The sequence below is a fragment of the Amycolatopsis roodepoortensis genome (genome assembly GCF_014873915.1).
GTDB classification, from domain to species: Bacteria; Actinomycetota; Actinomycetes; order Mycobacteriales; family Pseudonocardiaceae; genus Amycolatopsis; species Amycolatopsis roodepoortensis.
On record NZ_JADBEJ010000001.1, the window covers coordinates 80,216 to 106,132 of the forward strand.

General features: G+C 69.2%; 29 protein-coding genes. 13 read left to right on the forward strand and 16 right to left on the reverse strand.

Features of this window, described 5'->3' with window-relative positions; translation table 11 throughout:
• The first annotated feature begins 52 nt into the window (after positions 1-52).
• Positions 53-892, forward strand: coding sequence for a class I SAM-dependent methyltransferase (locus H4W30_RS00415; RefSeq protein WP_192740959.1), 840 nt, complete (start codon positions 53-55; stop codon positions 890-892).
• Here H4W30_RS00415 and H4W30_RS00420 read toward each other — a convergent pair.
• The 5 genes from H4W30_RS00420 to H4W30_RS44075 form a co-directional block, all read right to left on the reverse strand.
• A complete protein-coding gene (locus H4W30_RS00420) occupies positions 838-1,446 on the reverse strand; it encodes a PadR family transcriptional regulator (protein ID WP_192740960.1) in 609 nt (202 codons plus the stop codon). The two genes, H4W30_RS00415 and H4W30_RS00420, sit on opposite strands and share 55 nt — an antisense overlap.
• An 88-nt stretch (positions 1,447-1,534) precedes the next feature.
• On the reverse strand, positions 1,535-2,002 hold the full coding sequence (locus tag H4W30_RS00425; RefSeq protein ID WP_192740961.1) for a GNAT family N-acetyltransferase: 468 nt from the start codon (positions 2,000-2,002) through the stop codon (positions 1,535-1,537).
• Positions 1,992-3,200 carry an MDR family MFS transporter gene (locus H4W30_RS00430; RefSeq protein ID WP_192740962.1) on the reverse strand — a complete coding sequence of 403 codons (1,209 nt, stop codon included), beginning with the start codon at positions 3,198-3,200 and terminating at the stop codon, positions 1,992-1,994. The genes H4W30_RS00425 and H4W30_RS00430 overlap by 11 nt, the downstream gene beginning before the upstream one ends.
• Positions 3,200-5,368: a YcaO-like family protein gene (locus H4W30_RS00435; RefSeq protein ID WP_192740963.1), complete on the reverse strand. Its 2,169-nt coding sequence runs from the start codon at positions 5,366-5,368 to the stop codon at positions 3,200-3,202. Before H4W30_RS00435 ends, H4W30_RS00430 begins: the two co-directional genes overlap by 1 nt.
• A gap of 88 nt (positions 5,369-5,456) precedes the next feature.
• Entirely contained in the window at positions 5,457-5,591 is a 135-nt protein-coding gene (locus H4W30_RS44075) for a hypothetical protein (RefSeq protein ID WP_264082801.1), read from the reverse strand.
• Positions 5,592-5,788: 197 nt separating this feature from the next.
• On the opposite strand from H4W30_RS44075, the gene rlmN reads away from it, so the two are divergent.
• Both rlmN and H4W30_RS00445 read left to right on the forward strand, forming a co-directional pair.
• A complete protein-coding gene (gene rlmN / locus H4W30_RS00440) occupies positions 5,789-6,895 on the forward strand; it encodes a 23S rRNA (adenine(2503)-C(2))-methyltransferase RlmN (protein ID WP_126733398.1) in 1,107 nt (368 codons plus the stop codon).
• 33 nt (positions 6,896-6,928) lie between these two features.
• Positions 6,929-7,207, forward strand: coding sequence for a hypothetical protein (locus tag H4W30_RS00445; protein ID WP_192740964.1), 279 nt, complete (start codon positions 6,929-6,931; stop codon positions 7,205-7,207).
• A 22-nt stretch (positions 7,208-7,229) separates the two neighbouring features.
• Here H4W30_RS00445 and H4W30_RS00450 read toward each other — a convergent pair whose 3' ends face one another.
• Positions 7,230-7,814 carry a dihydrofolate reductase family protein gene (locus H4W30_RS00450; protein WP_192740965.1) on the reverse strand — a complete coding sequence of 195 codons (585 nt, stop codon included), beginning with the start codon at positions 7,812-7,814 and terminating at the stop codon, positions 7,230-7,232.
• 113 nt (positions 7,815-7,927) lie between these two features.
• On the opposite strand from H4W30_RS00450, the gene H4W30_RS00455 reads away from it, so the two are divergent.
• Both H4W30_RS00455 and H4W30_RS00460 read left to right on the forward strand, forming a co-directional pair.
• On the forward strand, positions 7,928-8,350 hold the full coding sequence (locus H4W30_RS00455) for a hypothetical protein (protein ID WP_192740966.1): 423 nt from the start codon (positions 7,928-7,930) through the stop codon (positions 8,348-8,350).
• Between the two features lie 103 nt (positions 8,351-8,453).
• Complete coding sequence (locus H4W30_RS00460) at positions 8,454-9,269, forward strand: DUF1206 domain-containing protein (protein WP_192740967.1); 816 nt, start codon at positions 8,454-8,456, stop codon at positions 9,267-9,269.
• Positions 9,270-9,314: 45 nt separating this feature from the next.
• Here the strand turns inward: H4W30_RS00460 and H4W30_RS00465 are convergent, their stop codons facing one another.
• The 3 genes from H4W30_RS00465 to H4W30_RS00475 all read right to left on the reverse strand — a co-directional run bounded on the left by H4W30_RS00465 (position 9,315) and on the right by H4W30_RS00475 (position 11,280).
• Positions 9,315-9,638 (reverse strand): putative quinol monooxygenase, encoded by a 324-nt coding sequence (locus H4W30_RS00465; protein WP_192740968.1) that lies wholly within the window; start codon positions 9,636-9,638, stop codon positions 9,315-9,317.
• Complete coding sequence (locus H4W30_RS00470; protein WP_192740969.1) at positions 9,635-10,411, reverse strand: acetoin reductase; 777 nt, start codon at positions 10,409-10,411, stop codon at positions 9,635-9,637. Before H4W30_RS00470 ends, H4W30_RS00465 begins: the two co-directional genes overlap by 4 nt.
• 95 nt (positions 10,412-10,506) lie before the next feature.
• Positions 10,507-11,280, reverse strand: a complete 774-nt coding sequence (locus tag H4W30_RS00475; RefSeq protein ID WP_192740970.1) for an AraC family transcriptional regulator — start codon at positions 11,278-11,280, stop codon at positions 10,507-10,509.
• Between the two features lie 91 nt (positions 11,281-11,371).
• Here H4W30_RS00475 and H4W30_RS00480 point away from each other — a divergent pair, with 91 nt between their 5' ends.
• Complete coding sequence (locus H4W30_RS00480) at positions 11,372-12,175, forward strand: sulfite exporter TauE/SafE family protein (RefSeq protein WP_192740971.1); 804 nt, start codon at positions 11,372-11,374, stop codon at positions 12,173-12,175.
• Positions 12,176-12,242: 67 nt separating this feature from the next.
• On the opposite strand, the gene H4W30_RS00485 is transcribed toward H4W30_RS00480, so the two are convergent.
• Positions 12,243-12,548: a DUF6355 family natural product biosynthesis protein gene (locus H4W30_RS00485; RefSeq protein WP_192740972.1), complete on the reverse strand. Its 306-nt coding sequence runs from the start codon at positions 12,546-12,548 to the stop codon at positions 12,243-12,245.
• A 499-nt stretch (positions 12,549-13,047) separates the two neighbouring features.
• On the opposite strand from H4W30_RS00485, the gene H4W30_RS00490 reads away from it, so the two are divergent.
• The 5 genes from H4W30_RS00490 to H4W30_RS00510 all read left to right on the forward strand — a co-directional run bounded on the left by H4W30_RS00490 (position 13,048) and on the right by H4W30_RS00510 (position 18,553).
• Positions 13,048-15,030 (forward strand): peptidase S8/S53 subtilisin kexin sedolisin, encoded by a 1,983-nt coding sequence (locus H4W30_RS00490; RefSeq protein ID WP_192740973.1) that lies wholly within the window; start codon positions 13,048-13,050, stop codon positions 15,028-15,030.
• 81 nt (positions 15,031-15,111) lie between these two features.
• A complete protein-coding gene (locus tag H4W30_RS00495; RefSeq protein ID WP_192740974.1) occupies positions 15,112-16,293 on the forward strand; it encodes a cysteine desulfurase-like protein in 1,182 nt (393 codons plus the stop codon).
• A gap of 121 nt (positions 16,294-16,414) precedes the next feature.
• Positions 16,415-16,966 carry a hypothetical protein gene (locus tag H4W30_RS00500; RefSeq protein WP_192740975.1) on the forward strand — a complete coding sequence of 184 codons (552 nt, stop codon included), beginning with the start codon at positions 16,415-16,417 and terminating at the stop codon, positions 16,964-16,966.
• 136 nt (positions 16,967-17,102) lie between these two features.
• Positions 17,103-17,930 (forward strand): poly(ethylene terephthalate) hydrolase family protein, encoded by an 828-nt coding sequence (locus H4W30_RS00505; RefSeq protein WP_192740976.1) that lies wholly within the window; start codon positions 17,103-17,105, stop codon positions 17,928-17,930.
• Positions 17,931-17,998: 68 nt separating this feature from the next.
• Positions 17,999-18,553, forward strand: a complete 555-nt coding sequence (locus H4W30_RS00510; protein WP_192740977.1) for an isochorismatase family protein — start codon at positions 17,999-18,001, stop codon at positions 18,551-18,553.
• A 7-nt stretch (positions 18,554-18,560) separates the two neighbouring features.
• Here H4W30_RS00510 and H4W30_RS44430 read toward each other — a convergent pair whose 3' ends face one another.
• Positions 18,561-19,988 carry a PP2C family protein-serine/threonine phosphatase gene (locus tag H4W30_RS44430; RefSeq protein WP_318780496.1) on the reverse strand — a complete coding sequence of 476 codons (1,428 nt, stop codon included), beginning with the start codon at positions 19,986-19,988 and terminating at the stop codon, positions 18,561-18,563.
• 346 nt (positions 19,989-20,334) lie between these two features.
• Here H4W30_RS44430 and H4W30_RS00520 point away from each other — a divergent pair, with 346 nt between their 5' ends.
• Positions 20,335-21,159: a GAF and ANTAR domain-containing protein gene (locus H4W30_RS00520; protein WP_378234782.1), complete on the forward strand. Its 825-nt coding sequence runs from the start codon at positions 20,335-20,337 to the stop codon at positions 21,157-21,159.
• Between the two features lie 28 nt (positions 21,160-21,187).
• Positions 21,188-22,051 (forward strand): alpha/beta fold hydrolase, encoded by an 864-nt coding sequence (locus tag H4W30_RS00525; RefSeq protein WP_192740980.1) that lies wholly within the window; start codon positions 21,188-21,190, stop codon positions 22,049-22,051.
• A gap of 37 nt (positions 22,052-22,088) precedes the next feature.
• Here the strand turns inward: H4W30_RS00525 and H4W30_RS00530 are convergent, their stop codons facing one another.
• The 5 genes from H4W30_RS00530 to H4W30_RS00550 all read right to left on the reverse strand — a co-directional run bounded on the left by H4W30_RS00530 (position 22,089) and on the right by H4W30_RS00550 (position 25,827).
• A complete protein-coding gene (locus tag H4W30_RS00530) occupies positions 22,089-22,430 on the reverse strand; it encodes a hypothetical protein (protein ID WP_192740981.1) in 342 nt (113 codons plus the stop codon).
• A gap of 164 nt (positions 22,431-22,594) precedes the next feature.
• Positions 22,595-24,130, reverse strand: coding sequence for an alkaline phosphatase D family protein (locus H4W30_RS00535; RefSeq protein WP_192740982.1), 1,536 nt, complete (start codon positions 24,128-24,130; stop codon positions 22,595-22,597).
• A gap of 83 nt (positions 24,131-24,213) precedes the next feature.
• The gene (locus H4W30_RS00540) at positions 24,214-25,176 is read right to left on the reverse strand and encodes an NAD(P)-dependent alcohol dehydrogenase (RefSeq protein ID WP_192740983.1); all 963 of its coding nucleotides are present in this window, start codon (positions 25,174-25,176) and stop codon (positions 24,214-24,216) included.
• 7 nt (positions 25,177-25,183) lie between these two features.
• Complete coding sequence (locus H4W30_RS00545; protein ID WP_126736070.1) at positions 25,184-25,405, reverse strand: helix-turn-helix transcriptional regulator; 222 nt, start codon at positions 25,403-25,405, stop codon at positions 25,184-25,186.
• Positions 25,399-25,827, reverse strand: a complete 429-nt coding sequence (locus tag H4W30_RS00550; RefSeq protein WP_318780497.1) for a hypothetical protein — start codon at positions 25,825-25,827, stop codon at positions 25,399-25,401. Before H4W30_RS00550 ends, H4W30_RS00545 begins: the two co-directional genes overlap by 7 nt.
• Between the last annotated feature and the right edge of the window lie 90 nt (positions 25,828-25,917).

The window sequence follows — 25,917 nt, forward strand, 5'->3', positions numbered from 1 at the left end:
TTCGACCGGACGACCCCGGAACCCGGCCCGGTGTCCCTTCGTTGGAGCTTCCGTGCGCTGGTTTCCCCGAGCCCTCTCCTCCTTCCGCCGCGGCGGTGAGGAGGTGTTGCCGAGCCCGAACATCTGGTACTACCAAAAGGCCTACGAGGTCGAGAACCGCGCGCAGGACGTCGACGGCGAAATCTGGCGCGTGCTCGCCGGGTACCGCGACTGGTCCGGCGCGGACGTCCTCGACATCGGCTGCGGTGACGGTTTCCATCTGCCGCGGTTCGCCGCGACGGCGCGGTCGGTGGTCGGGGTCGAACCCCATGAGCCGCTCGTCCTCGACGCACGGAAACGGGTGGAGCGACTGGAGAACGTCGAGGTGCGGCAGGGGCGTGCACAGCGGCTTCCCTTACCGGACGCGGCTTTCGACGTCGTCCACGCGCGCACCGCGTACTTCTTCGGCCCCGGCTGCGAGCCCGGTCTTCGCGAAGCGGAGCGGGTGCTGCGTCCGGGCGGGCTGTTGGTGATCGTGGATCTCGATGTGACGAGTGAGCCTTACGGACGCTGGATGCGGCTGGATCTTCCGCACTACGACCCGCCCGGCGTGGAGAAGTTCTTCGCCCGTCAGGGATTCGCCTGCCGCAAGGTGATGACGCGGTGGCTGTTCGAGGACGCCGCCGCGATGGAGGCGGTGCTGAAGATCGAGTTCAGCGCTCCGGTCGCGGCGAAGGCGATCGCGGACGTCCGGCGCCTGAACGAGGTTTCGTCAGGTTCCGGGGAGAAGCGGATGACGCTGCCGGTGGGCTATCGCGTGCATACGCGCGTCAAGCCCACCGGCCTCGTCGTGCCTGGTCACTCCGTGTCCTCGTCCGGAGTGGCGTCCTCGGCTTCACCGAGGATTCCGTAGATCGTCCGTCGTGCCTCGTTGAGCACGTCGACGGTGCGGGCCTGCTGGCTTTCGGTGCCGGCGTGCATCACCTGCGCGACCGCCGCGGCCAGGGTCGCGCCCGCCTTGCGGAGGTTGACCTCGGCCGGGTCGACGTCGTGGGCGATCTGCTCCCACGGCGGGACGGCGTCCTGCTGCTCGGCCGCGGCGCGGCCGGATTCGGTGAGCTCGAACAGCTTCTTGCCGTTCTCGTCCTTGCTGATCACCAGGCCTTCGTCGGCGAGCAACTGCAGGGTCGGGTAGACCGAGCCGGGGCTCGGCTTCCAGAAGCCGCCGCTGCGTTCGCCGATCTCGCGGATGATCTCGTAGCCGTGCCTCGGCTGCTCGGACAACAGCGCCAGGATCGCGGCGCGGACGTCACCGCGTTTGCCGCGCCGCCCGGGACCGCCGCGGCGGCCGTGCCGGTGCCGGTGGCCCGGTCCGCCCGGACCGGGCGGGAAGTCGCCGAAGCCGCCGCGGGACCAAGGTCCGAAGGCAGGCCGGCCGTGTTCTGGGGGGAAGGGTCGTCGTCGCATGAGATGAATCCTTTCTACGTACTGTCTCGACACGTTCACGATATATCGGAAACAGTCGCATGGCAACCCGTTCTCGGTGATCTGGCTCTCAGGAGAGGTCGAGCGCGAGCAGATCGATGCCGCCGGAGCCGAACTCGCCGACCTTTCGCCAGCCCCAGCGCTGGTACAGCTTCCGGGCGGGCGCCTCGACACGGGACGCGAGTACGGCGAACCGCTCGGGTCGCTCTTTCAGCAGGTCATCGAGCAGAGCGCGGCCGAGCCCGCGGCCGCGGAGCTCGGGGAGGAGCGCCAGCTCGTACACGTAGAACAGCTCTTCGCCGTCGAACCACGAGGGCGCCGGAGCCGTCGCGCGGTCGGGCCACCAGCCGATTTCCTGCCGGACCCCGTAGGCGAAGCCGCCGAGTGCCCCGGCTTCGCGCACCGTCGTCATGGCGAACCCGGGGAGCGCGGCGTGTTCGGCGAACAGCACACCGAAGCGGGCGACGTCGTCCTCGCCTTCGAGGTACGGCGGTTCGCGGTAGACGCGGCGGTAGACGTCGTCCAGTTCAGAGCGCACGGTTCAGTCTGCCCAGCACCACGATCGCCACGCCACAACAGCCGATCAGCACCAGCCACGGCAGAGCCGCACCGTGCGACAGCAACCAGGTGAACGTCGCCGGGGCGATCACCCGCGCCACGCTCCACACGAGTTCTTCGAGGCCGAGATAGCGGCCGCGCAGCCGCGCCGGAGCGATCGCGACGGTCAGCGCGCTGCTGGTCGGCGCCTGGAGCAGTTCGGCGGCGGTGAAGACGACCATCGCGAGGGTGAGCACGAGGAACGCCGTCGTGGATTGCCCGGTGGGCACCAGCGCGAACAGGACGAACGAGACCGCCCACACCGCGGCCGATACCTGGAGCGTGCGCGGCATGCGACGCCGCTCGACCCGGCGTGACACCACGGTCTGCGCGAGCACGACCAGCACCGTGTTGATCGCGAACAGGACACCGGGCTGCCAAGCCGGCAGCTTCAGGCCGTCGAGGACGTACGCGCTCAGCAAGACGGTCAACGCCAGATCGCACAACGCGAAGACGAAGACGGTCACGAGGACGCCCCGGAAGAGCCGGTCGGCGAGCACCTTCCGGTAGCCGCCAGGGGGAACGGCCTCGGATCCGCTCTCGCGAGGGGTGCCAGCCGGGGCTCGCCACGAGGCGACCAGAACCGCGGCGACGACGAAACTCGCCGCGTTGACCAGCACGATCGCCGTGTAGCCACCCGGGCCGCCCCAAGCGACCATCGCGGCGCCGAGGAGCCCGCCGAGCCCGATGCCGACATTGCGCAGCGCGCGTTCCATCGCGTACCAGCGGGCGCGCTGGCCGTCGTCGGCCACCTGCGCCACCAGCGCGCCGGTCGACGGCCAGAACATGCCCTCGCCCCAGAACGTGATCGCGGCAAGGACGACCAGATGCCAGGCCTCGCCGGCGAAGACGTAGCCGGTGAAGGTCACCGCGCGGATCAGGTTGGCGGTGATCACCATCCGTCCCGGCCCGAACCGGTCGATCAGCCGCCCCGCGAGCGGACCCGACGGCAGCGCGATCATCGCCGCGATCGACAGCGCCGCTCCGACGGCCGTCAGCGACAGGCCCTTCGCCGCGTGGAAGTAGACGACGGCGAACGGCAGGAACAAACCGGTCCCCAGCGCGTCGACGCTTTGCGCCGCGATGAGCGGGAACCGGCCGCGAGTGCTCGGGAGCCCGAGCAGGTCGGCGGCGGCCATCACGCGTGTGGGAGCGGGAAGACGTTGAGTTCGTGCTCGGCGAGCGGTTCGTCGCGCCAGCCGAGCGCCACCGCCGCTTCGGCGATCCTTCCATTGCCCCACAACGGGGATCCGGCGGGGAAGTTCGACACAAGCCCCGGGACGAGCGTATGCGCGGCGTGGAATCCGGCGGCCGCGACGTCGGAGGTCGTCAGGTCGACGCTGAGCACCTCGAATCCCCGGGCTTCGACGCGGGCTTGGTAGGCCTTGAGCCGCCGTTCCCCGAGGGCGGGAAGGTCGTCCCAGCCGCGGCTCGGCAGGTCCATGAGCCAGGGCGCCACTCGCTTCACTGCCCGTGGGTCGAGATAGATCTGTTGCTGGCAAAGGAGATCCGCGACGTCGGCGAAGTCTTCGCGGTACGAATCCAGGTATCGCCGGTCGGCCCGGTACGGTTTGAGGTTGCCCAGATGCGGCAGTTCCCGGCGCATGCCCGCCAGTTCGCGTTCGTCGTCGAGGGCGCGGCAGGTGTGCTGGAGCGTGAACCCTTCGGCGAGCGCCTTCTTGGCGGCCTCCAGCGCGTCCGGCCGGGTCGCGAAACCGATCGACAGCCAGCGTTTCACGCGGTCGAGGACCACCGCGGCGACCACCGGGACGTCGAACTCGTTGTCCAGGTGGATGAGCGTGACCTCGTAGTCGTCGGTGGCGTCGGCGATGAGCGATCGGATCTCGTCCGGGATCGAGAGCCTGCCGAGTCGCGGCGTGTTGGCCCACCAGAGCATGGTGGTGTCGCGTTCGAGGACCTCTTCGAGGCCGGAGGTGACGGCGTGCTCCTCGGTGGTCCCGCTCGCGAGGCCGGCGATCAGCGGATCGGCGAAATACGCTTCCTCCGGCCGTCGTTCGTTCGAGAACAGGAACGCCGGAACCCAGACGGGTTCGCCGGTGGTGTGGGAGAAGCCTTCCACCCACGAACATTCCGTGTCCTGGGTCAGTGGCGCGAACGGGAAACCCGGCGATCGGTACTGCGTGACCGAATAGAGGTTGAGCCGTTGCGGGTCGAGCGCGGGGACGCCGTAGCGGAAGAACTGCTTGTAGCTGCCGAAGCACACTTCGCGCTCCGGAGCGAGCCAGCTTCCGCAGTAGCGCTCCACCGCTTCGCCGATGGCAGACTGACGCGCGAGGTCGAAGTCGTGCCAGGACGTGCCGAAGGCCTGACGGTCGTTGGGCCAGTTCGTCACGCGGCGCATGTCCGCGACATCGACCGCGCAGACCCGCAGCCGGGCGGGCATCCCCGGCGCGGGAGGGATCTCGCCGACACCGGTCACGATCCCGGTCTGGTCGTCCACCAGTAGCCCGGGGTCGGTCGTGGCGGGAACGGACCGGGCCCGGTCGGGCACGGGGAGGATCGGACGGCGGATCTCGGTGAGGTCCGCCGGGTTCAGTTCGATCTCGCCGGTGGTCAGGCCGGATCGTCCGCCGGAGAGCCAGTGCTCGAGATGGACGGCGAGGGTGGTCAGCGCCCAGCGGGCGTCGCCCGGCCGAAGCGGGGTAGAGCCCGAGGGGGCCGAGAGGAACGCTTCGACGACTCGCGGGTCCTGCGCGGCGGAGCGGCGCCGCGCGACGACGTCGGCGAAGTCGATGCCGCCGGGCGCGATCGCGGGCCCGGCGATCACCCGGCCGCGTTCGCGGCGCAACGGCAGCCAGCGCACCCCGCTGCCGGCGCACAACGCGTCCAGCGCGATCAGTTCGGTGTAGGCGGGGTGATCGAAGGCCGCGACCACGACCGTGTTCTCGGTGTCCACTTCGGACAGATCATGGAAATAGGGGACCGTCTCGACGCTCGCGTACCCGCCGCCGCGGAGGATTTCCGCCAACGGCTCGGTGAGCGCGGGCGAGCCGGTGAGCAGGATCGAGGTGGCGGCGGCATCGTCGTCCCCGGTGTGGCGGCCGGAGCTGAGACAGCCGTCCGCTTCGAGGATCTCCATCATCTCCTCGTAGTCCGGATCCATACCGGCCAGCAGTTCGGCGCGGGTCCGGGTGCCGTCGCATCGGCTCGCCCAGGCGCGGAACTCCCGGGTCGGCGCGGCGATGTAGAACTGGCCCCCGTTGGGCGTGACGAGAAAGCAGAGCTCCGGTTCGAGATCGGTGATCTCGATCCCGTCGAGCCGCGGTCTGACCTCTTCGGACCCCATGGCAACCCCATCGTTTCCAGGACTCCCGCCTCGCCGCCGCGGTCCAAGACACGGGACCGCGGCGGCGCGGGCGGCTTTGTCGGCCGGTTTACTTGGCGGCGGAACGGTTGTGGACGACCGCGCGGTTGTGCACGACGGCCCGGTTGTGGACGACCGCGCGGTTGTGGACCACGGCGCGGTTGTGGACGACGACGGCGGCGGGGCGCACGAAGGTCGAGATCATGGGTCCTCCTGATTTTCGCTCGGGGTCGTCACGCTCCGTGGCGCGACATGACCAAGTCTCGGGCCGGACGTGACCTCCCGACGTCTCCTGATGTGCGATCCGCACGCCCGCCCCGGGCACGGTTCACGTGACCTGGGGAACAGCGATCCGGGGCGGCCAAGGCGCGTCGAAGGTGGACATGGGACACTGAGTGAGCTATGACTGCCCTCCCTCTCGTCTTCGACGCGCCCAAGCGCGGCCTTCCGCCGCGCCACCTCGCCGACCTTTCCGCCGCCGAGCGGGCCGCTGCCGTCGCCGAGCTGGGGGAGAAGCCGTTCCGCGCGAAGCAGCTTTCGAACCATTACTTCTCGCGGCTCACGGTGGACCCGGCGGAGATGACCGACATCCCGGCGGCGTCGCGGGAGAAGCTGGTCGGCGATCTGATGCCGACGCTGCTCACCGAGATCAAGGCGCTCGCGTGCGACGACGGCACCACGCGCAAGACGCTGTGGCGCGCGCACGACGGGACGCTCCTGGAGAGCGTGCTGATGCGCTACCCGGATCGGGCGACCCTATGTATCTCGAGCCAGGCCGGCTGCGGCATGGCGTGCCCGTTCTGCGCGACCGGCCAGGGCGGCCTCGACCGGAACCTGTCGACCGCTGAGATCGTCGACCAGGTCCGTGCCGCCGCCGCGGTGATGCGTGACGGAGCGATGCCCGGCGGGCCCGGCCGCCTGTCGAACATCGTCTTCATGGGCATGGGCGAGCCGCTGGCGAACTACAAGCGGGTGGTGGCGGCGGTCCGGCGGATCACGGACCCCTCGCCGGACGGGCTCGGTATCGGGCAGCGTTCGGTGACGGTGTCGACGGTGGGGCTCGCGCCGGCGATCCGCAAGCTCGCGGACGAGAAGATGCAGGTGCGGCTGGCGGTTTCGCTGCACACGCCCGACGACGAGCTGCGGGACACGCTGGTGCCGGTGAACGAGCGCTGGTCGGTGGACGAGGTCCTGTCCGCGGCCCGGTACTACGCGGACACTTCCGGCCGCCGGGTGTCGATCGAGTACGCGCTGATCCGCGACGTCAACGATCAGCCCTGGCGTGCCGAGTTGCTGGCGAAGCGGCTTCGCCAGCACCTCGGTCAGCTGGTGCACGTGAACGTGATCCCGCTGAACCCGACGCCGGGCAGCAAGTGGGACGCCTCGCCGAAGCCGGTGGAGCGGGAGTTCGTCCGGCTGGTGAACGCGGGCGGAGTGGCGTGCACGGTCCGTGACACGCGTGGTCAGGAGATCGCGGCGGCGTGCGGTCAGCTCGCCGCCGAGAACTGAGTCCTTCCTTTCAGTGATGGAGATTTTGTCGTGATGTATGCCCCCAGCCTGCTGGATCCGGCTGCGGAGGAGCTGAAGCTCACGGACGTGATCGGCCACGGCGCGACCGGTGTCGCGCGTGAGGCCAGGACGTTGCTCGGTGAGCGGTTCAGCTCGGTGACCTTCATGTACGTCCTGATGCGGGCGTTCGAGGTGGAGTACACGGCGGCGCGGGACGCTTCGCGGTGGCACGAGTTCCACGGCGGGCCGTACGCGCTGTCCGACGCCGACCTCGAAGCCCTGCTGGCGCCCTGGCTCGGTTCCCGCCGCTAGCCCGACCGTCCTTTGTGGATGGTCAGCTCGATTCGTGCCGGGTGGGCCGGTAGACGAGCTCCTGGACGCGCCCGTCGAAGGTGCGGCTCTCGAGCAGTTCGAGGTCGAAGTCGGCCGCGCCCCGGAAGATCGAGTCTGTGCCGGTTTTCCCGGTGATCACGGGAAAAATCGTCACCTGGACGCGGTCGACGAGGCCGGCGGCCAGCAGTGCCCGGTTCAGCGCCAGGCTGCCGTGCGAGCGCAGCGGAACGTCGGACTCCGCCTTGAGCCGGGCGACGACGTCGGCCGCGTCCCCGCTCACGACGGTCGCGTCCGGCCAGTCGAGCGGCTCCCGCAGCGTGGCCGACACCACCGTCGCCGGCAGGTGCTTCAGCCGGGAGACCCACGGGTCCAGCGCCTCGCGCTCCACGATCTCGGCGTTCAGCATCGCCATGTTCGCGCGGAACGTGGTGGCGCCGAAGACCATCCGCTGCTCCTCGGAGTACTGGGCGAGGCGGTGCCGGAGGAGTTCGGGGCCCTGTTTGCCCCAGTAGCCGCCCCAATCGCCGGTGTGGGAGCCGTAGCCGTCGAGGCTGGAAAAGACGTCAAAGGTGTAGGTCGCGGTCATGATGCTCCTTCGGTGAGCTGGTCTCTCACCCTGGCTACGAACGCGGCCGGCCCCGATCGACATCGGCCCGGAAAAAGTTCCGGCGGCCGGCCGCGAGGTGGCAGGATGCGGGCGTGTATTGCCTGCAAGCCGTCCTCGTCACCGAGCCCGCACGTGGAGAATTGCTCGCTTCGGTCGAGGGCGCGCGGCTCGTCCCGCTCGGGCATCACCTGTCCTTGATGCCGTTGACCGAGGCGCTGTCCGACGACGGGGAATTCCGGACCGTGCTCGTCGCGTGCTCCGAGCACGGCGCCGTGGCGTACGTCGAGGCCGAGTACTTCGGTGGTGTCGGGACGCAATCCGCGCAGGTGTGGGACCGCGGCGAGACGGTCCTCGGCCCGCTGCACCTTGCCGAGGACGAGCAGGCCCCGGCCGCCGGCAGTCCGATTTCCCAGGCGCTTCGGCGGCTCGGCGTGGCCAAGGGCGACCACTTCGACGAGTTCGACGCCGTCGGGCTCGGCAGGCACCGCCACACCGGCGGCTGGCTCCCCTCTTAGCGATCCACTTCCTCCTCTGCCGCTGGGCCGGACGGCCCAGTCACGCGGCGGTCATGGCCGTCGGCGGCGACACTCGATGGAGACTCACGAGGAGGTGGACCTGATGTCCGCGACCAAGGCGAGACAGGTGCGCCACAACACGGCCGTCCAGGTGCTCGGAAGGATCGGGATGGGCTGCTACGGCCTGGTGTACCTGCTCATCGGGTACCTGGCGGTCCGCGTCGCCGTCGGCGGTGGCGGCCAGGAGGCCGACGGCCGTGGCGCGATCACCGAGGTCGGCTCGACGCCGATGGGCGGCGTGCTGTTGTGGGTGCTGGCGGCGGGGCTGGTGGCGTACGGCCTGTGGCAGGGGCTGCTCGCCGCGGTGGGCTACACCTGGATCGACAAGCAGAGGAAGCGCACCGTGAAACGGGTGACGTCCGGCGTGCGCTGCGTGGTGGGGATCTCCTTGGGCGTCTACGCGGCCAAGGTCGCCATGGGCTCGGGGGAGCAGGGCAGCGGTGACCAGAAACAGCAGGAGTTCACCGCGCGGCTGCTCGGGTTGCCCGCCGGGCCGTTCCTGGTGACCTTGGTGGCCGTCGTCGTGTTCGGGGTCGCGGTGGGGTCGGTGGTGAAGGGCGTGCGCCGGACCTTCCTGCAGGATCTCGACCTTTCGCGGCTCCCGTCCGGGACGCGGCGGTGGGTCGAGCGCCTCGGCAGGATCGGTTACGTGGCAAGGGGTGTCGTGTTCGGCGTGGTCGCGGTACTCGTCGGCTACGCGGCGCTGACGCACGACGCGGCCCGATCCGGCGGGCTCGACGCCGCCCTGCGGACCCTGGCCGCTCAGCCGTTCGGCACGGTACTGCTCATCGTGGTGGCCGCCGGGGTCGCGGCCTTCGGCGTGTACTGCGTCGGGGCGGCACGGGCGCAGCGTGGCTGACGGCGCGGCCTTGTCCCGCCCCGGAATCGAGGCGGGACAAGGGAACTAGCCGACGGCCAGTTCGCCAAGCTCCGACCAATCGTCCTGATCGACCTTCGCGTTGACGATGCGCGGCGTCTCGGCCAGGTATCGCGGAAGCTCACGCCGAGCCGTGCGGAAATGTTCCGAACCGACGTGGGCGGCACCCGCCTCGTCGTCGCGGAACGCTTCGACGAGCACGTATTCGTCCGGGTCGTCGAGGCTGCGAGCCCAGTCGTACCAGAGACAACCGGGCTCGGCCCGGGTCGCCTCGGTGAACTCGCGCGCGATCTCCGGCCACCGGTCCGCGTGTTCGGGGCGGACCCGGAACTTCGCCGTGATGAAGATCATGAGAACTGGATTCCCCCGTCGATCATCACCGATTGGCCGGTCATGTAATCGGAATCCGGCGAGGCGAGATAGGAGACGTACGCCGCCACGTCCTCGGGAACGGAGACGCGCCCGAGATGGATCAGGTTCGAGTACTTCTCGATCGCCTGCCCCTTCCGGATTCCTTCCGATTCCGCCAGTTTCTCGTCGATGAGGTCCCACATGGCCGTCCCGACGATCCCGGGGCAGTACGCGTTGACGGTGATGCCGTGGCGCGCCCATTCCATCGCGGCGGCCTGGGTCAGCCCGCGGACCGCCCATTTGGACGCGGAATAGTGGCCGAGCAACGCGAACGGGCGATGGGCGACGATGGAGGCCGCGCCGATGATCTTGCCGCCGTTGCCCTGCCGGATCATCTGCTTCGCCGCGGCCTGGTAGCAGAGGAAGATGCCGCGCGCGTTGACGGCCATCATCCGGTCCCAGTCCTCCGGGGTCACTTCGAGCAGCGGCAGGACCTGCGCGATTCCCGCGTTCGCCACCATGACGTCCAGCGAACCCAGCGCGTCGGCGGTTTCGGCGACCATGGCGGTGACCGACGCCGGGTCCGAGACGTCCGCCGTGATCGCCGCGGAGCGCCGTCCCGTTTCGCGGATCTCCTTCGCGACCGCCTCGAGTTCCGCTTCGTTGGCGGCGACGTCGTTGACCGCGACGTCGTGCCCGTCGGCGGCGAGCCGGAGCGCGATCCCCTTTCCGATTCCTCGTGCCGCACCGGTGACGAGTACGTTCTTGCTCATGCGATGACTCCCTTGTTCGCCTGGGCTTGAACGGAAGGTAGGGGCGGCGACGGCGGCTTGGGAGTGGCCTCGTGTCTCACTTTGAGACACGGCGATCAGAGCGACGACGCGGCGCGGTAGTCCCTCGGCGAGGTGCCGAGAAGCCGGGTGAACATCGTGGAGAACGCGGCGGGGCTCTCGTAGCCGAGCGAGGCGGCGATCCCGGCGATGGGAAGACCGTCCGACAGCAGCGAGAGGGAATGCAGGACGCAGGCACGCTGCCGCCAGCGGGCGAAACCCATCCCGGTTTCGGTGGTGAAGAGCCGGTTCAGTGTCCGCTCGCTCACGTGTAGCCGGGCGGCCCAGGCGCCGGCCGGATCGTGGATGTCCGGAGCGTCCAAAAAGGACTCGCATAGCGCGCGCAGCCGGTCGTGCTTGGGCAGCGGGAGATCGAGGTGGACCGGGGCGGCACGGCGGATCTCGTGCAGGGTCAGGCCGATGACCGCGGCGTCCCGGCCCCGCGGGGTGTACAGCTCGGGTACGCCGACGGCCTCGTTCAGGAGTTCGCGGAGCAGCGCGGAGACTTCGACGACCTGGCAGCGGCGCGGGAACCACGGCACCGCCTTCGGCTCGATGTACAGGCTCCGGGTGCTCACGGTCGTGGTGAAGACCTGATGGACCGTTTCCGGCGGCACGAGCACCGCCCGCCGCGTCGGGATGGTCCATGTGCCGTCGCCCGTTTCGACCCGCATCGATCCCGTCGCGCTGTAGAGGAACTGCGCCCGCCGGTGCCGATGCGGGAGGATCCGGTGCCCCGGCGGGTAATCGGTGCGGATCGCCACCACCGCGCGGTCGAGGTGGTCGACCTCGTCGATGGGGATGTCGCGCACCTCACCCAGCGTACGCCGGATGTCCGATAGGCGAAAGAAAGTGACGTTCTTTCGAATGCCCGCCGCGCGGTAAGCGCCTACCGTCGCAGGAGTGCTGATCGAGATCTCGGTGCTCCTCGCATTCGGTTGCCTGAGCGGGGTCACCACCGTCCTTTTCGGATTCGGCGGCGGATTCGTCACCGTGCCCGTCGTCTACGCCTTCGCGCTCGCCGACCCGGAGAACGCGCCGTCCGCGATGCATGTGGCGGTGGCCACGTCGACCGCGGTGATGGTGGTCAACGCCGGGAGCGCGACCGTCGCGCAACTGCGGACAGGACGGCTTCGCCGTGACTACCTGTGGCCGCTCATCGCGTTCATCGGCCTGGGTGCCGTGCTCGGGTCCCTCGCGGCCACCATGGCCGACGAGGGCGTACTGCGCTGGCTCTTCGTCGCCTATCTCGCGCTGACCATCGCCGACAGCGTGGCCAGGAAGGGGTTCGTGAGCATGCGGGACGACGGCAGGCCGCGTGCGCTCGGCGGGTTCACCACCAGCGCGGGCGGCACCGGGATCGGTGCCGTGGCGAGCTTCCTCGGGGTCGGGGGCAGCGTCCTCACCGTCCCGCTCATGCGGCGCAAGGGTTTGCCGATGGCCGACGCGGCCGCGCTGGCGAACCCGCTGAGCCTGCCGGTGGCGGTGATCGGCACGGCCGTCTACGCCTTCGCGGCGACGGGCCCGGCCCCGGGCGCCGCTCACCTCGGCTACATCGACCTGGTGGCCGCGGGCGCGCTGCTGTGCGGATCGTTGCCCGCCATCGCCGTGACCCGCCGGGTGGTCGGCCGCATCCCGGATCGTGCCCACGCCATCGCGTACCTCGCCTTGCTCGTCATCGCGCTGGTCGCGATCGTCGTCCGTTAGCGGCTCCGGGAGAAAGCCGCATGGAGGCCGGGGTGGCCCGGCGCACGGCCGAGCCACCCCGGTTCACTCAGCAGACGTGGGAGTACCACGCGTTGTTGACGTCCCGCGCCCCGCCGATGTCGACGGTGCCCCGCTGCAGGATCTGCTTGTACTGGTTGGGGCCCGACTCGTAGTCGACGACGATCCAGATGCAGCTGTCCGCGCAGTGTGCGTAGAAGGCGGTGACGTGGTTCTCGTAGAACCCGCACACCTCCATGGCGGCGGGTTCGGCCGAAGGCGCCGATTCCGCCGGTGCCGCGATCGCCGACGTCCCGGCGAAAATCAGTCCCGCCGCCGCCGAAGCGACTACCGCGGATGCTTTCAAAAAGCGCATGTCTACCCCTTTTTCGACAATGGCTGATTGATGAACGGCGCATTCTTGCTCGCCGCGAAAAAAGGCGGAGTCTGCCGCCGGAGCAGGGCGCCCTGCTCCGGTAGATGCGTTGGCATGCATGGAAAGTGAGTGAACCTCAGCTGAACGCGAATCGAGAATTCGAATTCATTGAAACCCCTCGTGACCCCACCCCAGTGTGCCGCCCTGGTTGTTCTTGGCGACAGTTAACAGCTTTCCGGCAGCTGTGGTTGTTGAATATCCCCCAAGGGGGTGATCTCCATTGGTTCTGCTTTTACTGAACATTTCTCATGCTTGATTCGGCGCGCTGAGACGAGCTGTCAAGGCAAGTGATCCGATGAGTCGAGCGCGGAGGTCGCGGGTGGCCGGGTCTTGACAAGCAGGTATGCGAGGTGGCAGGCGATGTGCCGCACCGGCTTCGTGGGTAAAGATCCGACCAATCCTCTATCCCTCTGCCGGATCTTGCGCCAAGATCTCCTGCATGAAACTGAGATCGATCACCAAACGCATGTTCGTTCTCGGGCTGCTGACGGTTCTCGGGACCACCGGGGCGACGTCGGTGGCCACCGCCGAACCCCCGCCGCCTGCCGAGGTCGACGCGACCGGGCGGCCGCACGGCGCCTGGGACCCGGTCGGCCCGAACAGCGTCGGCGGGCTGCTGGCGGTTTCGCCCGCCGGGCTCGCGATGATGGTGCCCGGCCCGCCCGCCCTGTGGCTCTCCGGCGACCGCGGCGCCTCGTGGACCGTGCGCAGGGGCCTGCCGGCGGACACCGCAATCCAGGGATTCTTCGCCGATCCGGTGAACCCGGACCGGATGCTCGCGGTGGGCAACTCGCCCGGCGGGATGCCCGGCGAGTGGCACGGGATGCTGCTGCGGACCACCGACCGTGGTCAGAGCTGGGAAACCCTGCGCGAGTGGTACCCCGACGGCGCGTTCGGCATGGCCACGGACCCGACGGGCCGGGTCGTGGTGGTGCAGAACCTCGACTCGCTGAGTGTCAGCATCGACGGCGGCGAGCACTGGAACGACGTGCCGAGGACCTGGCCGCGCGAGGGGATCGCCTCGCCGGTCGGCGCGCTCAAGCTCACGATGGTCGGCGACGACGCCTACTTCACGACGGTCTACCCCGAATACGCGCTCTGGGCGGTCCGCAGGGTCAGCGGCAAGGAGCCGCAGGCCGAACTCGTCTACCGGACCAACGGCGAGGTCAATCAGGTCGCGGCGGACGGCGGGCGGCTCGTGGTCACGGTCGGCCCCGAACTGCACGGCTCCACCGACGGCGGCAAGACCTGGACGGTGCTGCGCCGCGAGCCCGCCGGGCAGACCCTGCGCGAACCGCGTTTCGTCGGCGGACGCCTGTACGTCTCGACGTATAACGACATAGACGTCAGCTCGGATTTCGGCCGCACCTGGGCCCGCAAACCGGTGCCCGCCCCGGGCGAAGGCGTCAGCGACATGATCGACCTTCCCGCCGCGCCGGGCAAACCCGCCACCACGCTGATCTCCTCGCTGTACCGCGGCGTCTACGCCGACGGCGGCAAGAGCGGATACCAGCAGATCGGCGTACCCGGTGAGACCATTCGCGACCTCGTGACCACCGGGAACCTCCTGCGGGAGAGCGTCGTCGCGGCCGGTGTGCAGGAGATCTACAACACCCCGCTCCCGCGCGGCAAGGTCTCCGCGGCCGACCGCGTCTGGCAGTCGCACCCCACCGACCGGCTGCACGAGGACGCGAGCCTGTCCGTCTCGCCGGGCCGCCCGGACGTGGTCTGGCAGGTCACCAGGAACGGGTTCTCGCTCGACGTGCTGCGCAGCGGCGACGGCGGGCGGAGCTGGCAGTTCGCGGCGAAGGCGAAGGAAGGACTGCCCAGGACGATCTTCGCTCACCCGGCCGATCCGGACCGGATCATCGTCTCGGCCTTCGCGCCCAGCGGTTACGTGCTCCACCGCAGCGACGACGCCGGGAAGACCTGGGAAAAGCTCTCGGTCGACAACGGCTTCACCACGTTCGCCGGTGATCCGTGGAACCCGAACCGCGTCTGGGGCGGGGACTCCGGCGGCCTGTCCCGGTCGGACGACGGCGGCAAGACCTGGACCCATGTCACGAGCCAACCGGTCAGTTCGATCTCCGTCAGCCGGTGGGGTGGCGGCCGCGTGCTCATCGGCGGCGCGGGCATCCACCTGAGCGAGGACGGCGGCCGGACGTTCCGCCGGGTCCACGACGGCGAGGACCCCCGTGAGATCAGCCGGATCCTGCCGCATCCGTTCGACTTCCGGGTGTGGTTCGCGAGCGACGCGACCGGGGGAGGCGTGCTGCGCAGCACGGACTTCGGCCGCACCTGGTCGCCCGTGCCCGGCGCGCTGCCCGATCCCAGGGTGCTCTCCCTGGCGATCAGCGCGGACGGCCGGTATCTGTTCGCCGGCACCGCGCAGTCCGGCGCGTACCGGTTGAAGCTGTACTGAGTCCGAGCGCTTCGTGGCCGGGAGAAAGTTCCGGCCACGAAGCGTTTACTCGGTCCTGCGCCGGATGTCAGAGTCGAGGGCATGGCCATCGACGTCGCCGCCCTCCGGCTCCACTTCCCTTCCCTCGCCGGCGGAACCGCCTTCTTCGACGGACCCGCGGGTACCCAGACACCCCGGCCCGTCGCCGACGCCATCACCCGGACGCTCACCGGGCCGCTGTCGAACCGGGGCAAGGTCAGCCCGTCCGAACTCAACGCCGAGAACGCCGTCATGGCCTTCCGGGCCGCGTACGCGGACTTCCTCGGCGTGCCTGCCGAAGGGGTCGTCCACGGCCGCAGCGCCACCCAGCTGACGTACGACTTTTCCCGGCACCTGGCCAAAAACTGGCGTGCGGGCGACGAGATCGTCGTCAGCCGTCTCGATCACGACGCCAACGTCCGGCCGTGGGTCCAGGCCGCGGAACGAGCCGGGATGACCGTCCGCTGGCTCGACATCGATCCCGAGACCACCGAACTCGACCTCGATACGTTGGTCCTCACCGAAAGGACGAGGCTGGTCGCGGTCACGGCGGCTTCGAACGTTCTCGGCACGAAGCCGCCGATCCGCCGGATCGCCGAACTCGCCCACGACGCCGGGGCGCTGGTGTTCGTGGACGGAGTCCACTACGCCGCCCACGACCTGGTGGACGTTCCCGCGCTGGGAGCGGATTTCTTCGTCTGCTCGCCGTACAAGTTCCTCGGCCCGCACTGCGGGGTGCTCGGCGCGTCGCCGTCCCTCCTTGAAACCGTCGAGCCGGACAAGCTTCTCCCGTCGCCCGACGCCGTGCCCGAACGGTTCGAATTCGGGACGCTGCCCTACGAGATCCTCGCGGGCGCGACGGCGGCAGTGGACTTCCTCGCCGCGCTCGACCCGGGATCGGCCGGATCGCGGCGTGCGAGGCTGGCCAACTCGATGAACTCGTTGCACGAACACGAAGACACGCTGCGCGCCAGGTTGGAGAAAGGGCTGGGCGACGACGTCACCGTCCACGGCAAGGCCGCCGACCGGACGCCGACCGTCCTGATGGGCCTCGGAGGCCGCGAGTGCGAGGCGCAGAAATACCTCGCCGAGAGGAATGTCGTCGCACCGGCGGGATCCTTCTACGCCTACGAAATCTTCGCGGCCCTGAAGCTGGAGGACCCCGCGCTCCGCGTCGGGCTGGCACCGTACACCAGCGCCGAGGACGTCGACAGGCTGCTGGACGGGCTTTCGGCCTTCGGGTGACAGGCCACAGTGGACAGTGCGCCGACTTATACCGGACGGGCTCCGCCGCTTCACCCGGGACCCGTAACTCGAACAGGTTGGATTTCCGCGCCACCGCCGTGCGCCGTATTACCGTTCGGTCATGATCGACAACGGGAGGTTCGCGATGCGTTTCCGGTCGGTGGCCGCTTCTGTCCTTCTCGGTTGCGCGCTGTGCGTGGCGCCCGCGGCACTCGGGGCCGGGGCGCGGTCGCTCGCGATCCAGCCCTGCCCCGAGGTCAACGATCCGCCCGACTACACGATCTCGAACGGCGCCAAGGCCTGGATGAAGACGAATCTCCGCAGTGACTACCTGCGCGGGCCGGGGACGATCACCTACAACAAGACCACGACGTCGTCCGTCAACGCCTCCATCACGGGTACGACCAGTGCCGAGGCGGGCGTCATCTTCGCGAAGGCGAGTGTCTCGCTGGCCGTGAGTGTCGGCGCGAGCTACTCGAAGTCCGATTCCTGGTCCTATTCCGCGACGGTGCCCGCCGGGAAGACGTTGCGGTTGCAGCAGTACAAGGAAGCGCGCTCGTTCACCGTGCAGAAGTACCGGATCGTCCCGCCGTGCAAGGTCAAGTACCTCTGGAAGAAGAAGGCCGTCGCGCCGGTCAAGAGCCCCAGCTACCTGTGGCAGCTGATCGGCTGACCCCGGTTTGGGGCCGATCACAAGACTCGTTCGCCCGATCTTGTGATCGGCCCCATGGACCTACGGTGACCGTGCCGACACGCTGGGAGGTGCGTCGCGGGCAACGGGGCCCGGACGGAACGGGACGGTGGCCACGATGGGGAGACTTCGCGCACGGATACTGATCGCCGGGATGGTCGCGCTCGCGACCGTGGGCATCGCGCCCGCCGCGACGGCCGAGGCCGGCATCGCGAGCCGGTGGAGTGAACCAGGGCCCTACGCGGTGACGGTCGAAGCCCTCGACAGCACGCATACCGTGTACCGGCCTTCGCGGCTGGAGAAGCACCCGGTGATCCTGTGGGGCAACGGGACCGGTGCCGGCCCGAAGGTCTATGACGGCTTGTTGCGGCATCTGGCGTCACATGGTTTCGTGGTCGCGGCGGCCGATACGCCGAACGCGGGTTCCGGTCAGGAGATGCTGGCCGGGGCCACGACGCTGATCGCCGAGAACTCCCGTCCCGGCAGCCCGTACCAAGGGAAGATCGACACGGCGCACATCGGCGCCACCGGCCACTCCCAGGGCGGCGGCGGGGCGATCGCCGCCGGCGCGGACGCCCGCGTCACCACGACGATCCCGATCGAACCCGGACCGCAGGGTTCGGCCGCGGCGCTGAAGGGGCCTTCGTTCTTCCTGGGCGGGCAGTTCGACACCATCGTCGTGCCCGGGCTGCTGGTCGTCCCGCGGTACCGCCAGGCGGACCAGGTCCCCGCGATCTACGGCGAACTCGGCGGAGCGACCCATTTCACGCCCGTCGGCGACGGGGGCGGGTTCCGTGGCGCGATCACGGCGTGGTTCCGGTTCTGGCTTTCCGGCGACGAAGGGGCCCGCGCGGAATTCTTCGGCCCTTCCTGCGGATTGTGCCGTGACGGGGCATGGTCCGACGTCCGGCGCAACGCGAAGGCGCTGGCCGTCCCGGGCGCTTGATCGACGGATCTTGTCGGTGCCCGGGGTTAAGGTCTGCCGCAGCAGCCTGACCTGGAGGGATATCCGCGATGACCACACTCGTCAACCGGCCGAACACCGCGCTCCTCGTCGTCGACGTCCAGAACGGCGTCGTCGACGAGGCCCACGAGCGCGACGCCGTGGTCGCGAAGATCGGCGGGCTCGTCGGCAGGGCGCGCAGGGAAGGCGTGCCGGTCGTCTGGGTGCAGCATTCCGACGATGAACTCGTGCGGGACAGCGAAGAGTGGCGCATCGTCGGCGAGCTGGACCGCGAAGACTCCGAGCCTCTCGTCGAAAAGTCCTATGGGGATTCGTTCGAGGACACCGATCTGGAGGAGGTGCTCGCCGAGCGCGGGGTCGGGCGGCTGGTGGTCGTCGGGGCGGAGACCGACGCCTGCATCCGTTCGACACTGCACGGCGCGATGGTCCGCGGGTACGACGCGACGCTGGTCGGTGACGCGCACACGACCGTGGACAAGTCGGAGTGGGGAGCGCCGACGCCGGAGCAGGTCGTCGCGCACACGAATCTGTACTGGCGGTATCAGGCCGCGCCGGGCCGGAAGGGAGGGACGGTCAAGGCGGACGACGTCGATTTCCGCGGCTGAACCCGGTTCACCGAGTTCCCGGCCAGCACGCGATCAGCAGTCCGGCGTCGCCCGTGAAACCGCTGCCGTGGTGGGACTTCGCCGCGTCGAGCACGCGCCGGACGATTTCCGGTGGTACGTGCCCGGCACCGGCGGCCAGGCTGTCGGCGAGCGCGAACCTTTCACGGTCGGCGGCGCGCGCTCCCGTGAGGCCTTCGGTGTGCAGGGCGAGGAGCTCTCCGGGCCGGAGGCGAGCGGTCGTGATGTGCCCGGGGCCGCCGTCGCCGAACGGTGGTCGCCGCGCACTGTCCACTGTGGTCGGCCCATGCCCGGTGCCGAACACGAGCGGTGGTTCGCCACCCGCTTCGAGGTGGCGCAGTGTGCCTCGGGTGAGGTCCACTTCGGTCAGCGTGCCGCGGACCGTGGTGCCGTCAGGGAACTGCGCCGAAAGCGCTTTGTCGACAGCGCTTTCCTGGCCGCGTAGATCCTGGCCTTCGCGACGGGCCGATCGATAGGCCGCGAGCGCCGTCGAGACCGCCAGACCCGCGGACCCGGTGTCCCGGCCCGCGTCGAAGATCGCCAACCACGCCGTCGTTTCGGAAAGGGCGTAGTCGAAGGACACCCCGCGAACGTCGTAGGCGGGCTCGACGCCGCCCGCGACCACGAAGTCGCCCGTCGCCGCCGTCAACGGCGGCAGGTTCTGCCAGAGCAGCTCGGCGGTGGGGCCGCGCCACCTCCGGCGCCGGGTCGTGTCGAGGCCGTCGCCGTAGCGCATCGCGGCGGCGATGAGATGGCCGGACAGCGACGCGAGCCACTGGCACTGGGTGCGCAGGGCGGGGTCGTGGAGGTCGGCGCCCTGGACGGCTCCGATCTCGAGCACGCCCATCCGCTCGTCGCCGTCCAGGAGCGGGGCCCACAGCCGCGGCCCGCCCGGTTCCTCGGTCAGTACGGTGCCGGCGTGCCGGTAGGCCCGTCCGGCGGTGCCGGCCTCGATGGGCAGCGGCACCCGGGCGGGTGCGAACTCGGTGGGGAGGGGGTGGAGCTGCCGCTGCTCGTAGTCGGCGAGGTAGACCGTCAGCTCCAGGTCGAGCGCCCGGCCCGCGGCGGCGACGATCGCGGGCAGCCGCTCGGGAGAGACCCGCTGGGCGCCGTCGAGAAGTCCCACCAGCGCGGCTAGGAGACCGCGGGGGCGGCTGTCGTCCCCGGCGTCGCGGCTGTACGGTGCCCGCCGCGCGCCGGAGAGCTCGTCGAGCCGCTCGTTGACCGCGTGGGCCACCATGTCCCGCTGGATCCTGGACAGGGGGAGCACACCCCGCAGGTAGGCCGACAAGTCAGCCGCGCCGACGTCACCGCCCAACGCGAAGTACCTCAGCCACAGTTGCTCCAGGGTGAGCCCTGAACGCGCGAAGCACTCGGCGATGACCCGTCGCTGCTCCGCGGCCTGGAGCGAGGACACAGTGATCACCCCCGGGGTTCTCGGCGACACTGCCCCGGGTACCACGGCGCCGCCGGGCGAAACATGAGCCGTCCTGGTGCGGAATACGCCAGGTGGCCGAACGGGGTATCGCCGGTCTGGCCGGAAGACACGAACCGGCACGCGCGGAACGTGGGTCGCGGTAGGCCGGTTGATCGCATTCGGCTAAGGTCGGCTTCCGAAAGCGGTTCTGAGCGTTGAGAAGTTAGCGCCGATCCGCCGGTAACCGGGTTGGTTGCGGCGGTTGATGGTGCGCGCTCGGCGCCGGTTCCCGCCGGTGACTCCCGTGGTGCATCACGCCGATGTGCAGAAGTGGGAGAGGCGGGCTTTGGCCGATGAATTCGACTGGCAGCAGGACAAGAACCGATTCGTCGAGGATGTCGGCGACGGCGACCTGCCGGTGACCTCCGAAAGCGGCGCCCGGCTCATCGCCGGGCCACTTGTCTCTCAGTTCGTGGCCCTGACCAGGGCATTGCTGGATTCCGGTTCGATCGCGGCGGTGCTCGAACGGGTGGTCTTCGCCACGCGTGACCTGGTGCCGGGCGCCGATCTGGTCAGCGTCACCCTCCTCGATCCGGACGGCGGGTTCCACACGCCGGTGCGGACCGACGAGATCGCCGGCGATCTGGATCAGCTGCAGTACCAGTACGGCGAGGGTGCTTGCGTCGAAGCGGCGCGGGTTTCCGGGCCGGCGGCGGCGTTCAGCGACAATCTGGCGGAAGACGCCCGGTGGCCGCGTTTCGGTCCCGCCGCGGCGGCGCTCGGGTTCCACTCGCTGGTCTCGACCGCGCTCCTGCCGGAGGCGTCGAGTTCGCAGCTTTCCGGCGCGCTGAACGTCTATTCGCGCAGCCCGCACGGCATCGCCAAGGCCGACCGCGACGTGCTGCTGCTTCTGGCGACGCACGCGTCACTGGCCTTGGCGACGACACACGCGGTCACGCGAGGCCAGCTCCAGGAGGAGCAGCTCCAGCAGGCGCTCGACAGCCGCGACGCGATCGGGCAGGCCAAGGGCATCCTGATGGCGCGGCGCGGGATCGACGCCGCGGAGGCGTTCGAGGTGCTGCGGCACACCTCACAGAACATGAACGTCAAACTCCGGGAGCTGGCGGAGATGCTGTCCAAACGGCATACGGAACTGCAACTGCCGGACTGAGCGGGCGGCCGCCACTACGATCGCGGTCATGGGTTTCGGCGAGCTGGAGTTGTCGCGAACGTTCGAATGGCGTGGCCGTTCGGTGGCGTGGGAACGCCTCGGCGAAGGCGCCCCGGTGGTGCTGTGTCACGGGACACCGTGGTCGGCGCAACTGTGGGCGCCTTTCGCGCGAGCGCTCAGCGCGGAATTCGCCGTCCACGTCTGGGACATGCCGGGGTACGGCCGTTCGTCGAAGGATCCCGGCCACGCCGTCGATCTCGGGACGCAGGGCGAGCTTTTCGCCGATCTGCTCGCGTATTGGGGGTTGGCCGCCCCGCACGTGATCGCCCATGACTACGGCGGGGCCGTTTCACTGCGCGCGAAGCTGCTGCACGGCGCGGAATTCGCCTCCCTCGCCCTGGTGGACGTCGTCGCGTTGCGGCCGTGGGGTTCGGAATTCTTCCGGCTGGTCGCGGAGAACGCCGAGGTCTTCCAGGCGCAGCCCCCGGTGGTGCATCGAGGAGCGCTGGAGTCCTACATCGGGACGGCCTCCCATCGTGGTCTCACCGCCGCGCAACTGGCCACGCTGACCGGGCCTTGGCTGGACGCGGAGGGACAACGCGCCTTCTACCGCCAGATCGCCGAGGCCGACGTCCGGTACACCGACGAGATCCAGGACCGTTATCCGGAACTGGCGCTGCCGGTGAAGGTGATCTGGGGCGCCGACGACACGTGGATCCCGGTGGACCGGGCCGAACGGCTCGCCGGCGCCATTCCCGGTGCCCTCCTGGACGTCATTCCCGACGCCGGGCATCTGATCCAGTACGACGCGCCGGTCGAACTGGCCCTTTCCCTGCATCGGTGGCTCACCGCGGAAGTGGGCCGGTGGGGACCTGCCGGGAGCGGACGCTGAACCGCGCCGTCAAGATCGACATCGAGTCATTCGGATATCAGAATTCGTCTACGTGATATCCGGCGACGTACGCGCTCGAAAGCAGGGCGCCGTGACATTCCGCCGCCGACGGGCCGAAACCGATCGGGACCCAACGCCCGACGGTGTACCAATAGGAGGATCCGGACGCGCAGTGGGCGACCACCCGGTAGGTCTCCGAGTGTCTAGGCAGTGAGAAGCAGGTCAGGGAAATACCCTCGCCGAAGAGGATTCCGTAGCGATCACCGTTGCAACCGTAGGGCGGGAACTTGCCTTCGGTCGCCGCGGAGGCCGGCGTGGCGGCCAGGAATACGGCCGCCGAAAAGGCGGCCATGACTAAAGCGGCGATTTTCTTCTTCATCGAATTCTCCCGCGGCTCGTTCCCAATGGAATGCCAAGGTTAGCCGCACGGAAGAATTGTCGTGAATTCATCGGGCAGGTGAAACGAGAACGCGTGCGGTGAACCGCGCTGCTCCGAAAGAGCGTCGCTCGCCCCTCTTCTGAGTTCCCGTCTCCCCTTTTGGCCTAGCGTCGCCGGTACTGCGCCGGAGACGTGATGGTCGACCGGTCCTCGTACGATCCGGGCCTGCCGCGGTCGACGTGGAACGTGGTCAGGGTGCTCACCGGGGAGCGCGGGTCGCGCCGGTCGCCGATCACGCGCATATGCGTGCTCCAGCGGCGCGGGGTGACCTCGTAGACGTCGTACCCGTACCGGTTGCCCTCGAAGTACTTGAGATGCGGGTTCGCCGCGCCCATCTTCGGTCCGTTCGTGGCGTTCCATTCGGGGGAGTAGGCCCCGGAACTGACCGAATGCGCGGTGAACTCCGTGCCGATCACCGGGGTGGACGGATCCGCGAAGTCCGGACGGATGTCGTCGACGAACGCGGAATGCCAGTCGCCGGTGATCACGACGAGGTCTTCGAGGCCGCTCTCGGCCACGTGGGTCAGCACTTCCTTGCGCTCGGCGAGGAAACCGTCCCACTGGTCCGTGAACATGTAGCCGCCGCCGGGCTTCGCGAGCTGGCTCAGCATGATCGAGTTCACCCAGCAGTGCCACGCCTCGCCCGCACCGGTCACCTGGTCCTTGAGCCACGCCTTCTGGTCCGCGCCGAGGATCGTGCCGTCGGGCAGGTTCTGCGCCGACCGGTACTGCCGGAGATCCAGAATGGACAGATCGAGGAGGTCGCCCCAGCGCCGCTGCCGGTGGATCCTCGGCGTCGAGGGGTGGTCGGGGCGCACCGGCATGTGCTCGTACCAGGCCTGGTACGCCGCCGAGCGCCGCGCCCGCAAGGACGGGGTGGTGCCGCTGTAGTCGTTGACGACCTCGTGATCGTCCCAGGTGATGAACCAGGGATGCGCGGCGTGGGCGTCCCGCAGCGAGGGGTCGGATTTGTACAGCGCGTGCCGCCGCCGGTACGCCGGCAGGGTCAGCACCTCGGGGCCTTCGTGGTCGCGCAGCGGGTTCCCGCCGACCTGACCGTGCTCGTAGACGTAGTCACCCAGGTGGACGACGAAATCCAGCTCTTCCCGCGCGATCCCGGCGTGGGCCGCGTAGAACCCGTCGTGGAAGGCCTGGCAGTTCGCCGAGGCGAACCGCACCCGCCGCACCGGCCCGACCGGCGCGGTGCGGGTGCGGCCGATCCGGCTGACCTTGCCGAGCGCGTGGAAACGGTAGTAGTACTGAGAGCCCGGCTCCAGCCCGGACACCGGGACGTGCACGCTGTGCCCGAGCCCGGCGGTGGCGGCCGTCGTCCCGTGCGCCACGCGGCGGCGGAACCCGCGGTCGGTGGCGACCTCCCACGCGACCTCGACGGTGTCGTCCAGCGGCTGCTCGAACTCCATCGGCTTCGGCGCGAGCCTGGTCCAGAGCGCGACGCCGTACGGGACCGGGTCGCCAGACGCGACCCCGAGGGTGAACGGCGCTTCGTCCCAGGTCGCGCCCAACGCCGCCGCGGCCTCCTCGGCCTGTGCGACCGTCATCCGCGAACTCAACGGCCAGGCCAGCCCCAGCGCACCGGCGGTGGCGGCGCCTCGCAACAGGTCGCGGCGGTTGACGGACATCGGTGGTCTCCTCGGCACTCGGCGGATCGCTCTCCGACACCGAACACTGCCAAGATGGCCGGAGTCCGAAGCGGGGGAGAACATCAGACGGTGATGACGACCTTGCCGCGCGCGTGTCCTTCACGGACGTAGCGGATGGCTTCGGGCACCTCGGCCAGCGAGTAGGCCCGGTCGATGACCGGCGTCAGCTTGCCCGCTTCGACGAGCGCCCGCAGCGCCTGGAGATCGTCCTGGTCCTCCGTGGAGAACAGGCCGCGGAGCTTCTGCTTCACGAACGGCCCGAGGAGCAGCGCCCGCACATTGCGCCCGACCGCACCGATCCACTTCCCCTCGCTCTCGCCCCCGACGAGGACGAGAGTGCCTTGCGGGGTAAGGGCCTTCCGCAAGGAGGACAGCGGCCGGTTGCCCGCGGTGTCGAGGATGAGGTCGTAGCCGCCGCCGAAATCCTCACGGGTGTAGTCGAAAACGCGGTTCGCGCCGAGTGAGCGGACGAGGTCGACCTTGCCCGTGCCGCACACGCCGTCCACCTCGGCGCCGAACGCCTTGGCGATCTGCACCGCGAAGGTGCCGACGCCACCGCCGGCGCCGATGACCAGGACCTTCTGCCGGGGCGCGACCCGCCCTCGGTCCCGAAGCGCTTGGAGCGCGGTGAAAGCGGAGATGGGCACAACCGCCGCTTCGTCGAAGCCGAGCCGCTCGGGCTTCCGGGCGATCTTGTCCACTGTGGTCAGTGCGTATTCGGCGAAGGAACCTTGGCAGGTACCGAAAACCTCGTCGCCCGGCTGGAACCGGGTCACTTCGTCGCCGACGGCGTGCACCACGCCCGCGAAGTCCAGCCCGCGGACCCGGGCCTTCGGTCTCCGCACGCCGAAACCCATCAGCCGCACCAGATACGGCGTGCCCTCCATGAGGTGCCAGACCCCGGGATCGACCGCGGCAGCCCGGATCCGCACGACCACCCCGCCGGGTCCGGCTTCGGGTTCGGGCAGGTCGGTCAGGGTCAGGACGTCGGTGGTGCCGTACTCGTTCTGGGCGATCGCCTTCACGGCGGCCTCATTCCTGGTCTGGGTACTGGAAAACGTCGTCGAGCGCGACGCCGAACACCCTGGCGATCCGGAAGGCCATCTCCAGGGACGGCGAGTAGCGGCCCTGTTCGATGGCGATCACCGTCTGGCGGGTGGCGCCGATCCGGTCCGCGAGTTCGGCCTGGGTCATCTCACCCTTCGCGAACCGCAGGGCGCGGATGGAGTTCGTGACCTTGGTCGGTTTCACCATGCCTGGAATCCCCAGCGGTAGGCGGCGATCTTCGCGATCGAGCCGAGCAGGGAGGACAGGACGAAGGCGAGGTACACGGTGTTGGCGATCCAGAAGTGGTCCAGTTCCGCCATCGCCATGACGAGTGCCGCGACACTGCCGATCACGACGAACGACTGTCCGAGGTACTCGCCGAACCGGCCGATCTCGCGGTCGCGCTGGTCCTTGCGGCCCGCGTCACGCGGCGAGGTGATCGCGGCGGCGATGTTCAGCACGATCGAAGCCACGATGGCCGCGCCGATCGTCCACAACAACGGTGCCACATAAGGGATGTCGACGAGCGGGCCGGAGCCTGCCCGGCGGAGGACGACGATCAGGTACGCGGCATAGCCGAAGACCGTGACCACCACCATGATCCACGCGCGTTTCTCTTCCATCGCCACGGCGCCAAGGTAAAGAGTTCTAGACACCATGTCAAATATTCTTTACTTCGACACAGGCAAGTAGTTCGTGATACAAATAGTGCGTACTAC